The following is a 12896-nucleotide window of genomic DNA, read 5'->3' on the forward strand; positions in this document are numbered from 1 at the left end:
GACGACCGGTGTGCCGCCGTCCGTGGTCGACGGCGGGGAGGGGGCGGTCGGAGCGCCGACGACGGCGTGGCCCCGTGTGCCCGAGTGCGCGGTCGTGCGCGCACGACTGCTCGACCGCCTCGACCGGATCGACCCGGTGGGCGTGATCCGTGCGGCACCGGGGCTCGGCCGTACGCTCCTGGCCGCGCAGTGGGCCGGGCGCCAGCACGAGCGTGGGCGACTGGTCGTCTGGGTCGCCGGCGCGGGCCGCCGCGGCCGGCCGCCCCTCACGTGGGCCGCGGTGCGCCCCGCGCCCTCGCGGCGCCCGACGACGTCACCGCCGTCACCCGGCTCGTCACGACAGCCCACGGCCTGCGCACCCTCCTCGTCACGGGCACGCGCCACCCGCACAGCCCACCCGCCGCGCGGCACCCCGTCGTCACCGCGCTCGACGACCGGCTCGACGTCACGACGCTCACCACGCGCGACCTCATGCTCACCGCCGACGTGCTCCGCGCGGCCGCCGCGTCGTGGGGGCACCCGGTGGACGACCGCATGCTCGCGTGCGTCGTGGAGCTCGTCGGCGGCTGGCCCGCCCTCGGCGGCACGCCGCAACGCTGGGTCATGCCCGCGGTGCTGCGCGACGAGCTGCGCGCGCACCTCGCCGAGCACGACCGCGCGTTCGTCGTCGAGGCGCACCGCACGCTCGCGCAGGACTGGACCCTCCTCGAGCTCGTGAGCCTCGAGTTCGGGACGTACCTCGCGGTCATCGGCGGTGCGACCGTCGACGACTGCTACGCCCGGGTCCCCGCCCAGGTCGCCGCGACGTCTTGGTGAGCCCGACGACCACACGACCCCGTCGTCCCTCCGGGTAAGCCGGCCCGAAGCCGGAGCAACCACGGGGTCGGCGGGTTCGGGCAGGGGTCGGCGGTGTGCGGGGCGGGGCGGGTGGTGGTTCCGTCAGGTGAGGCGGCGTTGCATGAGGACGACGAGGAAGCCCGGGCGGTCGGTCTGCGCGACCTGCTCGAACCCCCACGAGCGGTAGACGTCGTCGAGGTGCGGGTTCGACGCGCGGTGGTCGAGCCGCAGCCACCGCGCCCCCGCCGCGCGCGCCCGGGAGTCCGCCCACTCCACGAGCGCCCGCCCCAGCCCGGTGCCGGACGCGCGGCGGGCCACCATCAACCCGTGCACGTACAGCGCGGGCGTGTCGTCGTCGCCCCAGTAGTCGACGTCCGGGCTGACGAGCCGCAGGCAGCCGCGCAGCCCCTCGTCGTCGTCCTGCACCCACCACTGCCCCTGCTCGACCTGCGCCGCGACGCGCTCGGCGGGCAGCGACCCGACGGGCCACTGGTCCAGCCCGCGTGCGGCCATCCAGTCCTCGAGCGAGCGCCGCAGCGCGTGGATCGCGGCGACGTCCTCGGGGCGGGCCGGGCGCGGGTCGACGGCGGGCAGGGGCGGGGTCGACGGTCCGGTCACGCCTCCCGACGATAGGCGCGGGCAGGCCGGGGCGCGACGGGGCCCCGACGACCCCCGCGCGGTCAGCACCGCGTCAGGCGGACCCCGGGGCGGCGGCGGCCCGGCGGCGCGCACCCGCGCGGACCACCCACCAGATCACGCCCCCGATCGTCAGGCCCAGCCCCACGACGCCCAGCGCGATCGCGACGAACACACCGCCGACGGTCCCGAAGATGCCCGACACGAACTGCGTGAGGTCCGGCCCCCGCACGAGCACGACCTGCGCGTCCTGCGTCGTCGCCTCGGGGACGGTGAGCGTGTACTCCCCCGGCTCGACGACGCGGAAGCCCGCGACGAGGACCGCCCGGCTGCCACCCGTCGACGCGGTGCCGTCGAGGGGCGACGGCTCGGCCGGGAGCGTCTCGCCGTCAGGACCCGTGAGCTCGACCGTCCCCGGGAGGCCGGCTTCGTGCTCGTCGGACGGGACCACCAGGTACAGGTGGTGGTAGCCGGGCTCGAGCACGGCGGTCGTCGTCCCCGGCGCGGAGGTCGAGGCGACCGCGGCCGAGCCGGGCCCGCCGCTCGCGTCCAGCACGCCGAGCGGCACGATCGACAGGAACGTCCGCACGACGAGCACGGCGACGACCGCCGTCGCGACCAGCAGGAGGGCGCCCACCGAGGTGAGGACCACCGGCCCGACGAGCGAGGTCCGCGGGGCGGGACGCGGCGCGGGCGGGTAGGGGCCGTACGGGCCCGGGCGCTGCGGCTGCCCCGCGTACGGCTGGCCCGGGTACGGCTGACCCGGGTACGGCTGACCCGGGTACGGCGGTGGTTCCTGCGGCGCGGCCATGACCCGCGACCCTACGGCCCCCGCACCGTGCCGCACAGCCCTCGGACGGGATCCGCGCACCCGGGCGACGGGCGACACCCGATCGGTCGAACCTGCGGCGGACGTCCCGGCAAAGCGGACATCCTGCCCTGTAGGTTGTCGGCGCCGGGCAGATGTCGGGCAGACGCCGGGCAGACGACGAGCAGGGACGACAGGGGGCTTCGTGGGACCGACTCCGAGCGGGGCGCGCGACGCGACGGCGTCCGCACCGACCGGCGGCGCGCCGCGCATCGTCGCCGAGCCCGGCGAGGTGGTCCGCGGGCAGGACCCGGACGGGCTGGTCACGGTCGGCCGTGACCTGGCCGGCGCGGTCGTCGAGATCCGCCTCACCGACGGCTGGCGCACCCGGGCGACGGCCGCGACGCTCGGCGCGCACGTCCTGCGGGCGCACGAGGCGTCGGCGCTGGAGTACCTGCGGCGGCGGCTCGCGGCGTCACGGGGTGAGGGCCCGTCGGTCCCCGTCCCCCGCGAGGACGCACCCCCGGTCGAGCCCGCCGAGTTCTCGTCCGAGGAGCTGCTGGAGGCGCTGGCCGCGCAGGAGGCCGAGCAGCCCGGGCTCCGGGCGGCCCGCGCGCAGCGGCCCGCCGAGCGCACGGTGCGTGACGTCGAGGGCTGGGTCACGGCGACCGCGGTCGGCCAGAGCGTGCGGTCGCTCGAGCTCGACGCCGCGCGGCTGCGCGTAATGCCGGACGCGAGCGTCGAGCAGGCGCTGCTGCGCGTGCTCGCGCAGGTCACGGCGAGCGCCGCCGAGGCGCAGCGGGCGTTCGAGCGGGACTTCCCGGCGACCGCGCGGCTCGCCGCGATGAGCGCCGCCATCCGTCAGGCGAGGTCAGGAGGTCGGTCATGACCGACGGCACGGGGTTCCGCGTCGACACCGCGCTGCTGCGCACCGAGGCGGCCAGGTGGGACGAGATCGCCGCGACGTTCTCGGCGGGCGTCCGGACGCTGAGCGACGAGTGCGGGGTCGTCCTGTGGTACCTCGACAGCATCACGGCGGAGACGGCCTGGCAGCACGAGTGGGTGACGACCACCACGCAGATCGTGAACTTCGCCTACCGGGGCCGTGACCGCATCGCGGGCGCCCCGGGCCTGGGCATCCCGGGCGTGGCGGCCGTCCTGCGGGCGATGGCGGACGCGTACGACGCGGCCGACGACGACGCGCGCGTCACGTTCCAGCAGGGCTTCGACGCCGCGCTCGACGCCCGCTGAGCCGACACCCGCTGAGCCGACCAGACGAACGGACGACGACCATGACCGCACCCGCACCCCTGCCGCCCCGGGCCACGTACGACGCGCAGGTCGCCGCGCACGAGAGCGACCTGGTGACGCTGGGCGAGCAGCCGGCCGAGGCCACCGCGGGGGCGAACGCGAGCCTGCAGGAGCTCAGCTGGTGGGACCGGCTGTGGGAGTGGGTCACGGACGTGGTGGACGAGGTCCAGCGCAAGCTCGAGGAGCTCGTCGCGAAGGTGGACGAGTTCTTCGGGACGGTCACGGGTCTCGACCAGGGCGACCCGTACGCGCTGTACGCCGCGGGCGAGGGGTACCTCGCCGCCCAGCGGACGTTCAGCGGGCTCGCCACGTCCTTCTCCCCCTGGAACCTCCCGGCGCTGGACGGGTGGGAGGGTCAGGCGGGCTCCGCGTACGCGGCCGCGGTCCCGGTGCAGGCCGCGGCGGTGGACCGGCTCGCGTCCTGGTGCGGCTCGGCGGGCGGGATCCTCATGGACCACTCGCGCAACGTGGTGAACGAGTACCTCGCGATGCGCGCGACGGTCCGCTCCAAGGTCGTGGCGATCACCCAGGCGGTGGCGTCCCTCGCGTTCGTGGACCCGGTGAAGCTCACGGACACGATCGAGAAGGTCATCGGGCTGACGGCGGAGATCATCCAGGCGGTCGACGACCTGCGGACCGCGTTCCAGCAGTGGGCCAACGAGTCGCTGCGCTCGACCGACGCGCTCAAGGTCGCGATGGCCGACCAGACCGGGACGCAGGGCGGAGGGTGGCCCGAGCTTGTCCGCGCGTAGGTCCGGCACGCGCGCCACGCCGGACCGGCAGCGGCGTCGCCGACGCCCGCTCGTCACCGTGGCGGCGCTCGCGACGCTCGCGGTGCTGGCCACGGGCGTCGGCCTGGCCGTCGCGCACGCACGGCGCGACGACGCACCGGACCTGGTGGCGCTCGACGAGGTGTTCTCCGACGAGGGTCTGCGCGGCTGCGTGGCGCGCGCGCTCGACGCGGACGGCACCGCCCGGGTCCCGCGCGACCGGCTCGAGCGACTGGACCGGGTGAGCTGCGCGAACCCGGAGCCCGACGTCGCCTCGCTCGAGGACCTGCGGCACCTGCCCGGCCTGACGTCCCTCGACCTCGTCGGGACCGGTGTGCGGACGCTCCCCGCGGGTGCGCTCCCCCACCTGACGGACCTGTCCCTCACCGCGACCGGCGTGACGGACCTGAGCGCGCTCGCGGCGCTGCCGTCGCTCACGTCGCTGCACCTGGGCGGCCGGTGCTGGGCCCCGCAGGCCCCTGCGGACCTGGGCGTCCTCGCGCGGGTCCGCGGGCTCACGCGGCTCACGCTGGACTGCGTCGACGCGGACCTCACGCAGGTCGGCCGGCTCACGGGGCTGACGGACCTGTACCTGAGCGTGCCCGCCACCGACCTGGGCCCGCTGCGCCCGCTCGCGTCGTTGCGCGCGCTCGCGGTCGTCGAGATGGACGTCGACCTCACGCCCGTGGCGGACCTGCGGGGGCTGCGGTCCGTGGACCTGGCGCGCAGCCGGGTGCCGGACCTGAGCCCGCTCGCCGCGCTGCCCGAGCTGGCCCGGCTCGACCTGACGGGCGCGACGGTCGGGTCCCTCGCGCCGCTGGCGGACGTGCCCGCGCTCGAGGACCTGGTGCTGCGGGGCACGGTCGCGCCCGACGCCGCCTCGCTCGCGCTGGACGGCGTCGAGATCCGCCGGTAGGGCGTCAGCAGCAGCTCTCGTGCGCGGTGTGCTCGCGCGCGTCGTCGCGGGCGCGCCACCACTGCGCACGGGTGAGCGGCTGGTGGTCCGCACCGGCGTGCGCGGCGACGTACCGGTCGTACGCCGCCTCGCCCGTGAGCTCGCGGACGTACCAGCGCACGCCCGCGAGCGCCCGGCGCACGCGCGCGCCCATCAGTGGTGCCCGCCGCGCAGCAGGACCGGGTCGCCGACCACCGCGTGCTCCGCCTCGACCTTGCGCTCGAGCGGGGTGGGGACCAGGAGCCCGGACGGTGCGTAGAAGTGCGAGGGCTGCGGCGGGTCCTCGCTGCTGCCGACGTCGTACCCGCGGCCGGCACCGGCGCGCACCGCCTGCACCACGGTCACCAGGGCGGCGGCCATGAGCGCGGCGACGAGCACGACGAACGCGATGGACAGCGTCCCCTGGATCGCGGTGTTGCGGACCGTGGCCTGCGCGTCCGCGAGCGCCTGCCCGCTCAGGGTCCCGGAGTCGATCGCGTCCTGCGCCTTGCGGTGCAGCGCCCAGTACCCGAGCGCGACGTCGTCGGAGAAGATCTTCTGGAACGACGCGGTGAACGTGGTGGCGGTGTCGATCGCGAGCGGCACGAGCGGGATCCACGCCCATCTGACGTAGCCCTTCTTGACGACCATGACGGTGACGATGGTCAGCGCGCACGCGGCGATGAGCTGGTTCGCGATGCCGAACAGCGGGAACAGCGTGCGGATGCCGCCGTTGGGGTCGGTGACGCCCATGAGCAGGAGCGACCCCCAGGCGGCGACGACGACGCCCGTGGTCAGCCACGAGCCGACCCGCCAGCCGGGGTCGCGGAACTTCGGCACGAGGTTGCCGATCGCGTCGCCGAGCTGGAACCGCGCGACGCGGGTGACCGCGTCCACGGCGGACAGGATGAACAGCGCCTCGAACATGATCGCGAAGTGGTACCAGAACGCCATCATGGCCTTGCCGCCGACGACGTTGTGCATGATGTTCGCCATCCCGACCGCGAGGGTCGGCGCGCCGCCGGTGCGCGACACGACGGACGGCTCGCCCACGTCGTCGGCCACGGCCTCGAGCGCGGGGGCTCCGGTGAGCGTGACCTCGTCGCCGTCGACGACCGTCTCCCAGATGATCTCGGGCTGGTTGCCCGCGGGGTCGGAGACGCCGAGGTTGGCGATCGCCGCGGCGGCGTTCTCCTCGGGGGTCGCCTGCGCGGAGTACGACGAGCCCGCGGTCGCCTGGATGGACGCCGCCGACATGTTCATCGAGAAGTAGATGCCCTGGTTGAGGGACACGGCCGCGGCGAGCGCCATGATCGCCACGAACGACTCCATGAGCATGCCGCCGTACCCGATCATCCGGGCCTGCGACTCCTTCTGGATCATCTTGGGGGTCGTGCCCGACGAGACCATCGCGTGCATCCCGGACAGCGCGCCGCACGCGATCGTGATGAACAGGAACGGGAACAGCGCTCCCGCGAACACGGGCCCCTCGGTGTTGAACGCGAACTCCGTGAAGTCGGGCATCTGCGCGACGGGCCGCACCACGACGATCCCGATCGCGAGCACGACGATCGTGCCGACCTTCATGAACGTCGACAGGTAGTCGCGCGGCGTGAGCAGCAGCCACACGGGCAGCACGGCGGCGAGGAAGCCGTAGACCACCATGCACACGACGAGCGTGGTGGGTGTCAGGTGGAAGAAGTCGCCCCACGACGACTCGGCGACGTACCGGCCGCCGATGATCGCGGCGAGCAGCAGCAGGAACCCGATGACCGAGACCTCGCTGACCCGTCCGGGCCGCAGGAACCGCAGGTACAGGCCCATGAGCAGCGCGATGGGGATGGTGCAGCCGACCGAGAACACCCCCCACGGGCTGTCCGCGAGCGCGTTGACACACACGAGCGCGAGGACGGCCAGGACGATCATCAGCATGACGAACACGACGACGATCGCGACCGTCCCGCCGAACCGCCCGATCTCGTCGCGCGCCATCTGACCGAGCGACCGCCCGCCGCGGCGCATCGAGTAGAACAGCACGAGCATGTCCTGCACGCCGCCCGCGACGATGACGCCGAAGATGATCCACAGCGTCCCGGGCAGGTAGCCCATCTGCGCCGCGAGGACGGGCCCGACGAGCGGACCCGCGCCGGCGATGGCCGCGAAGTGGTGGCCGTACAGGACGCGCCGGTCCGTCGGGTCGAAGTCGCGGCCGTTGTTGATGCGCTCCGCGGGGGTCGCGCGCGTGTCGTCGGGGCGCATCACCTTGCGCTGCACGTACAGCGCGTAGAACCGGTAGGCGATCGCGTAGGACGCGACGGCGGTCACGACGAACCAGATCGTGTTGACCTCTTCGCCCCGGACCACCGCGAGCATGGTCCAGCCCAGGGCGCCGACGAGCGCCACCGCGACCCACACCGCGATGCGCGCGGGCGTCCACCGCGGCCGCTCGACGATCCCGACCGGGACCCCCGAGCCGTCGCGCAGGACGTGCTCCGCCTCCTCGTCCGTGTACTGCGGCAGCGCGTTCGTCGTGCTCGTCATGGCGGCAGCTCCATCGGTGCGGGGTTCGACGACGAGCCCATCGTGTCCCTGCCCTCCGCGGGCGGCGACTGGACCGGCGTCCGACTCCCGGGCGCGGCGCGGACCTGGTGCCGGGTGCGACGATCCCGGCGGAACGGGCAAACGGTGCCGGGGCTGCGGTGTACGGTGACGGCAGCGCTGGTCCGACGAGCGACGTCGTGGGGGCGGACGTCGGGCAGGCAGACCACGGGCGCGGCACGGCCGGGTCGCGATGAGGCGCACGGCCGTGGGAGGGGCGCGGGCCGCCCCACGCCGGCAGGCACCTGCCGCACCGGATCCCCCTGACGATCGGACGGCACATGCCACCGACCTCCGCGCCCGGGCACCCAGCCCCCCGCCCGCTGCCCCTCGGCCACCCCTCGGCACCGCTCGAGCTCCTGGGCGTGATCTCGGCGACCGTGCCGCTCGAGCACCGGTCCGGGTCCCGGTCGGCGCGCTACACCGTGGCCGCCCGGTTCTCCCGCAGCGCGTCCGCGTGGGAGCGCTCGTTGATCGAGCACCCGCACGTGCACACGATCCTCGCCGAGCAGGGCTACGGGTCGGTGCGCCTCAAGGTGCTCGACCGCCGCCTGCTCATCGAGAACACGAACATGCAGATGCTCGAGCGGGGGCTGGCCGCCGCGATCGCCGCGATCCTGTCCGCCGTGGACCGGGAGGTCACGGCCGGGCGCGCGCGCAGCCTGCGCGAGGCGCAGCAGCGCCGCGCGGCCCAGGCGCCGCGGTCCGTCGTCGGCGAGTGACGCCGACCGAGCCGGTGGCGGACCTCGCGGTGCTCGCCGCACGGGTGCGCGCGCTGCGGGACGCGCGCGGTGGCGAGCGCGTGATCGTCGGGATCACCGGGAGCCCGGGCGCGGGCAAGACGACGCTCGCGTCCCGGCTCGTCGCCGAGCTCGGGCCGGGTGCGGTGCACCTGCCGATGGACGGCTTCCACCTCGCCAACGCGACGCTCGACGCGCTGGGCCGTCACGACCGCAAGGGCGCGCTGGACACGTTCGACGGGTGGGGCTTCCTCGCGCTGCTGCGCCGCGTGCGCGCCGAGCGGGACCACGCGGTGTACGCGCCGTCGTTCCGGCGCGAGGTCGACGAGCCCGTGGCCGGCGAGGTCGCGGTCGAGCCGCACCACACGGTCGTCGTGGTCGAGGGCAACTACCTGCTGGTCGACGCGGGCCCGTGGGCGCACGTGCGCGATGTGCTCGACGAGGCCTGGTTCACCGTGACACCGGCCGACGAGCGGACGCGGCGGCTGGTCGCCCGCCACACGCGCCACGGTCGCACCCCCGAGGCGGCCGCCGCATGGGCGGAGCAGGTCGACGGGCGCAACGCCGCGCTCGTCGAGGCGACCGCGGTGCGCGCGGACCTGCTCGTCGCGGGCGGGTGGCGGACCACGGTGGGAGCCTCGGACGATGGAGATCCAGCGACTGCAACCTGACGGGCTCGTGCGCAGCCCGGCCTTCAGCCACGTCGCCGCCGATGCTCGCCACCGGCGGCGCTCCCCCGCTCGTCACCGCGGCCCGCGTCGCGGGGCTCGGGGTCCCGGGTGCGCTGCTCGAGGTCAGCGCGGTCGCGGCGGTCGTGCGCGACTGACGGCCGCCGCGACTCGCGGTGTGGGTCGCGACCGTGGGCCTCCGGCTCGCCCGCACAGGGCGTCCCTCGGGTCGTGGCGGACGGCTCTCGCTGCCCGGCACGGTCGTGACTGATGCGTGCCTGAACAGTAAGGTCCCCGCTCGCCGCGCGCATCCGGAACGCAAAGCGCAGGGCAGGAGCCGGCGTGCGCGAGGCGCGCTCGGCAACGCGTGGGGCACGTCCACGTCCCGGTCCGGGCATGGAAGCACCCCGGTGGGCGCGGTTTCCGGGCGCGCGCCCACCGGGGTGCGTCTGTGGCTCGACTCAGCCGACGCGGTGCGTCAGGAGGCCGAGCAGCTGATCGACGGCCACGTCCAGTTGCCGCCGTGGTTCACGGTGAAGCCGAAGGTGGTGGACTGACCGTTGGCGAGGCTGCCGCCCTGCACCACCATGGTGCGCTGCGCGGGCCAGCTGGCCTGACCGCCCCAGACCGCGGAGATGAGCTGCGGGTACTGGAGCTGCACCGTCGTCGTCCACGAGCTGATGTTGCCGTTGGCGCGGACGGTGACGTTGCCGTTGAACCGGTCGCTCCACTTCTGGCCCTCGGAGTACGTGACCGAGCAGCTGCCGCCACCCGTGGGGGGCGGGGTCGTCGGGTTCGTCGTCGGGTTCTGGGTGGGGTTCTGGGTGGGGTTCTGCGTCGGGTTCTGGGTCGGGTTGGTCGTGCCGCCACCCTCGACCGGGGTGCCGCCCGCGTTCAGCTGGTTCAGGACGCTCGTGTACGCCTGCTTCTTGTTGCCCGAGCCGTCGAAGAGCAGCGGGGTGCCCGAGGAGCGCCACGAGTCGGAGTCCTTGACGCCCCAGACCGTGATGCCGGTGCAGCGCGCGACCGAGAGGCACGCCTGGACGACGCCCTTGAACTGGTCGGCCTGCGAGGAGCCGGAGCCCTCGATGTCGAGCTCGGTGATCTGCACGTCCACGCCGAGCGCGGCGAAGTTGCCGAGCGTGGTGTGGTAGTTCGACGGCACCGGGTTGCCCGAGTTGAAGTGCGCCTGGAAGCCGACGCAGTCGATCGGGACGCCGCGCGACTTGAAGTCCTTGACCATGTTGTACACGGCCTGCGTCTTCGCGTGCGACCAGTTGTCGGTGTTGTAGTCGTTGTAGCAGAGCTTGGCGCCCGGGTCGGCGGAGCGGGCGGCCCGGAACGCCGCCTCGATCCAGTCGTTGCCGGTGCGCTGCAGGTTGGAGTCGCGGCGCGCGCCGGACGAGCCGTCCGCGAACGCCTCGTTCACGACGTCCCAGGCGTAGATCTTGCCCTTGTAGTGCTGGGCGACCTTGGTGACGTGGTTGAGCATCGAGTTGCGCAGCGTGGTGCCGGACTGGTTCTGCATCCAGCCGGGCTGCTGGGAGTGCCAGGCGAGCGCGTGGCCACGCACGCGCTTGCCGTTCTGGAGCGCCCAGTTCACGATCTGGTCGCCGCTCGAGTAGTTGAAGTTGTTCTGCGACGGCTCCGTCGCGTCCATCTTCATCTCGTTCTCGGCCGTGATCATGTTGAACTCACGGTTGGTGATGTTCAGGGTGCCCGAGTTGTTGAAGTAGTGGCCGGCCATGGCCGTGCCGAAGTACCGGCCGGTCTCGGCGGCAGCGGCCTGGAGCGTGCTGCCGGCGGCCTGCGCCGGGACGGCGAGCGAGACCGCGATGGCGGCGGCTGCGAGGCCGCCGACTGCGGCGACCAGCCGGCGGCTCGCCTGCCGGTTGCGGTGACGTGGGGTCGTCATCGATCCCTCCTGGGGTTCGGGGTAGCGGGGGCTCTACATCGGTGAAGATTGCCCGCCACGCCACTTTTCGCCCGGGACGCCCGACCCGTCAAGGGCTTCGGGCCCGATTGATAGTTTCGGAACCGGGACCGAAGCGATTTGCCACCCTTACGGGCGACTTACGCCCGTGTAGGGTGCACTCGAACGGTAGATTCCGGGTGACGTGGACATTCACCCGGGCGGCGCATCCGGAGGCGCTCCGCAACTATCGGACGACCGGCCTCGACGTCAGGCCGAGACCCCCACGCGGTGGACCTCAATGTGCACCCGCCGCTCCTCGAGCCGCGGCACCAGGAGCCCCACGTGCACGCCCGTCCGCAGCGACTCCGGCCCGCCGTCCGGGACCTCGAACACCGGGGTCGTGAGGATCGGTACCTGCGGCCGCGGCGGGTGCAGCGCGGTGTTCGTCACCGACACCACCACGCCGTCGCTGAGCCGCACCTCGTAGCGCGCCCACAGCTCCACCGAGCCGTCCGGGCGCTCGAGGTTCCAGTCCGCACCGCCCGGCAGCACCACGCCCTCGAGCCCGCCGCTGCCCGGACCGCCGCTCCCCGGACCGCCGGTCACCGTCCCGCCGACCACCGGGATGACCCGGCGGAACCCGGTGGGCACGTGCCCCACCTCGACGACCTCCCCCAGCAGCGCGTCGATCGTCAGCACGTGCACGCTCGTCAGCGCGGCACCGCTCACCTCGGCTCCTGCGTCAGCACCCGCTGCGCGAACCGCGCGATGCGCGCCCAGCCCGCCCGGGCCTGCTCGTCGGGACCGAAGTGCGTGAACGCGTGCCCGCAGCCCGGCTGCACCACGTGCTCGACCGGCACGCCGGCGGCCGCCAGGCGCGCCGCGAGCGCGTCGCCCTCGGCACGCAGCAGGTCGAGCTCCGCCGTGAGCACGAGGGTCGGCGGCAGGCCGCTCAGGTCGTCGGCCAGGAGCGGGGACGCGAGCTCGTCGGACGGGTCCGCACCGCCCAGGTACCAGGCGTTGAACCGCGCCCCGGCCTCCGCGAGGCCGACCGCCCCCGGGTCGGCGTCCGCGGTGAGCTTCGCGGCGGGCGGCGTCGCCAGGTCGAGCGGCGCGTAGTCGACGACGACCCCGCGCAGTGCCGGGCCGCCCGTGCGCCGGGCCAGCAGCGCACCCGCGAGCGCGAGGTTGCCCCCCGCGCTGTGCCCGGCGACCGCCAGCCGGCCGCCGTCGAGCCCGTGCTCGTGCCCGTGCTCGGCGAGCCACCCCAGCAGACCGTGCACCTGGTGCACCGCCGCCGGGAACGGGTGCTCGGGGGCCAGCACGTAGTCGACGTTGACCACCGCGCAGCCCGTCGTGTCGGCGAGCAGCCGGCAGTACGGGTCGTCGTCGCGCCCGTCCCCCAGCACGAACCCGCCCCCGTGCAGGTTCACCAGGACGGGCAGCCCGCGATCGACCGCGCCCTCGACCGCGCTCTCGACCGCCGTCGCGTCGGCCCGCGCGGGCCGGTAGACCATCAGCTCGCGCACCGGTCCGTCCGTGGCGAGCACCTCGTACGTCCCCTCGGGGAGCTCCGGCAGGGCACGCGGGAGGGTGGCGGCGTGCCGTGCGGCCTCCGCCCGGAACGCCGTCACGTCGTCGAGTGTCACGTCGAGCTCCTCATCCCTTCACCGGTCAGC

The 12896-nt window shown here is 74.3% G+C and carries 14 protein-coding genes and 1 pseudogene; 8 read left to right on the forward strand and 7 right to left on the reverse strand.

Annotated features, from left to right (window positions below; genetic code table 11):
* Positions 1 to 270: 270 nt before the first annotated feature.
* Entirely contained in the window at positions 271 to 816 is a 546-nt protein-coding gene (locus tag ACT17Q_RS15955; RefSeq protein ID WP_444663680.1) for a hypothetical protein, read from the forward strand.
* A gap of 123 nt (positions 817 to 939) precedes the next feature.
* Here ACT17Q_RS15955 and ACT17Q_RS15960 read toward each other — a convergent pair whose 3' ends face one another.
* Both ACT17Q_RS15960 and ACT17Q_RS15965 read right to left on the reverse strand, forming a co-directional pair.
* Positions 940 to 1455: a GNAT family N-acetyltransferase gene (locus ACT17Q_RS15960; RefSeq protein ID WP_444663682.1), complete on the reverse strand. Its 516-nt coding sequence runs from the start codon at positions 1453 to 1455 to the stop codon at positions 940 to 942.
* Positions 1456 to 1528: 73 nt separating this feature from the next.
* On the reverse strand, positions 1529 to 2284 hold the full coding sequence (locus ACT17Q_RS15965) for a hypothetical protein (RefSeq protein WP_444663684.1): 756 nt from the start codon (positions 2282 to 2284) through the stop codon (positions 1529 to 1531).
* Positions 2285 to 2486: 202 nt separating this feature from the next.
* Between ACT17Q_RS15965 and ACT17Q_RS15970 the strand changes: the two genes are divergently transcribed.
* From ACT17Q_RS15970 to ACT17Q_RS15985, 4 genes are read left to right on the forward strand one after another with little or no spacing between them, the layout of a single operon-like run.
* Complete coding sequence (locus tag ACT17Q_RS15970) at positions 2487 to 3170, forward strand: hypothetical protein (RefSeq protein WP_444663686.1); 684 nt, start codon at positions 2487 to 2489, stop codon at positions 3168 to 3170.
* The gene (locus ACT17Q_RS15975; RefSeq protein ID WP_444663688.1) at positions 3167 to 3532 is read left to right on the forward strand and encodes a hypothetical protein; all 366 of its coding nucleotides are present in this window, start codon (positions 3167 to 3169) and stop codon (positions 3530 to 3532) included. Before ACT17Q_RS15970 ends, ACT17Q_RS15975 begins: the two co-directional genes overlap by 4 nt.
* Before the next feature lie 41 nt (positions 3533 to 3573).
* Complete coding sequence (locus tag ACT17Q_RS15980; RefSeq protein ID WP_141321348.1) at positions 3574 to 4344, forward strand: hypothetical protein; 771 nt, start codon at positions 3574 to 3576, stop codon at positions 4342 to 4344.
* Entirely contained in the window at positions 4331 to 5278 is a 948-nt protein-coding gene (locus tag ACT17Q_RS15985) for a leucine-rich repeat domain-containing protein (RefSeq protein ID WP_444663690.1), read from the forward strand. Before ACT17Q_RS15980 ends, ACT17Q_RS15985 begins: the two co-directional genes overlap by 14 nt.
* A gap of 4 nt (positions 5279 to 5282) precedes the next feature.
* Here ACT17Q_RS15985 and ACT17Q_RS15990 read toward each other — a convergent pair whose 3' ends face one another.
* A complete protein-coding gene (locus ACT17Q_RS15990; RefSeq protein WP_094181523.1) occupies positions 5283 to 5471 on the reverse strand; it encodes a CstA-like transporter-associated (seleno)protein in 189 nt (62 codons plus the stop codon).
* The gene (locus ACT17Q_RS15995; protein WP_444663693.1) at positions 5471 to 7837 is read right to left on the reverse strand and encodes a carbon starvation CstA family protein; all 2367 of its coding nucleotides are present in this window, start codon (positions 7835 to 7837) and stop codon (positions 5471 to 5473) included. The genes ACT17Q_RS15990 and ACT17Q_RS15995 overlap by 1 nt, the downstream gene beginning before the upstream one ends.
* A 338-nt stretch (positions 7838 to 8175) precedes the next feature.
* On the opposite strand from ACT17Q_RS15995, the gene ACT17Q_RS16000 reads away from it, so the two are divergent.
* From ACT17Q_RS16000 to ACT17Q_RS16010, 3 genes and pseudogenes are all read left to right on the forward strand, one after another.
* Entirely contained in the window at positions 8176 to 8616 is a 441-nt protein-coding gene (locus ACT17Q_RS16000; protein WP_444663694.1) for a hypothetical protein, read from the forward strand.
* A complete protein-coding gene (locus ACT17Q_RS16005) occupies positions 8613 to 9305 on the forward strand; it encodes a nucleoside/nucleotide kinase family protein (RefSeq protein WP_444663695.1) in 693 nt (230 codons plus the stop codon). The genes ACT17Q_RS16000 and ACT17Q_RS16005 overlap by 4 nt, the downstream gene beginning before the upstream one ends.
* Positions 9306 to 9364: 59 nt before the next feature.
* Positions 9365 to 9460, forward strand: a pseudogene (locus tag ACT17Q_RS16010) (RidA family protein); the annotation flags it as partial.
* Between the two features lie 320 nt (positions 9461 to 9780).
* Here ACT17Q_RS16010 and ACT17Q_RS16015 read toward each other — a convergent pair.
* From ACT17Q_RS16015 to ACT17Q_RS16025, 3 genes are all read right to left on the reverse strand, one after another.
* On the reverse strand, positions 9781 to 11217 hold the full coding sequence (locus tag ACT17Q_RS16015; RefSeq protein WP_141321336.1) for an endo-1,4-beta-xylanase: 1437 nt from the start codon (positions 11215 to 11217) through the stop codon (positions 9781 to 9783).
* Between the two features lie 267 nt (positions 11218 to 11484).
* Positions 11485 to 11946 (reverse strand): DUF3237 family protein, encoded by a 462-nt coding sequence (locus ACT17Q_RS16020; RefSeq protein WP_444663697.1) that lies wholly within the window; start codon positions 11944 to 11946, stop codon positions 11485 to 11487.
* Entirely contained in the window at positions 11943 to 12866 is a 924-nt protein-coding gene (locus ACT17Q_RS16025; protein WP_268531810.1) for an alpha/beta hydrolase, read from the reverse strand. The genes ACT17Q_RS16020 and ACT17Q_RS16025 overlap by 4 nt, the downstream gene beginning before the upstream one ends.
* Positions 12867 to 12896 lie beyond the last annotated feature (30 nt).

The organism is Cellulomonas sp. CW35 (assembly GCF_052378485.1).
Classification (GTDB): domain Bacteria; phylum Actinomycetota; class Actinomycetes; order Actinomycetales; family Cellulomonadaceae; genus Cellulomonas; species Cellulomonas uda.

Bases quoted from the DNA above. Each gene is read 5' to 3' on its own strand.
- ACT17Q_RS15965 (WP_444663684.1), bottom strand. From the start codon at position 2,284: ATGGCCGCGCCGCAGGAACCACCGCCGTACCCGGGTCAGCCGTACCCG.
- ACT17Q_RS15975 (WP_444663688.1), top strand. From the start codon at position 3,167: ATGACCGACGGCACGGGGTTCCGCGTCGACACCGCGCTGCTGCGCACC.
- ACT17Q_RS15980 (WP_141321348.1), top strand. From the start codon at position 3,574: ATGACCGCACCCGCACCCCTGCCGCCCCGGGCCACGTACGACGCGCAG.
- ACT17Q_RS15990 (WP_094181523.1), bottom strand. From the start codon at position 5,471: ATGGGCGCGCGCGTGCGCCGGGCGCTCGCGGGCGTGCGCTGGTACGTC.
- ACT17Q_RS15995 (WP_444663693.1), bottom strand. From the start codon at position 7,837: ATGACGAGCACGACGAACGCGCTGCCGCAGTACACGGACGAGGAGGCG.
- ACT17Q_RS16000 (WP_444663694.1), top strand. From the start codon at position 8,176: ATGCCACCGACCTCCGCGCCCGGGCACCCAGCCCCCCGCCCGCTGCCC.
- ACT17Q_RS16015 (WP_141321336.1), bottom strand. From the start codon at position 11,217: ATGACGACCCCACGTCACCGCAACCGGCAGGCGAGCCGCCGGCTGGTC.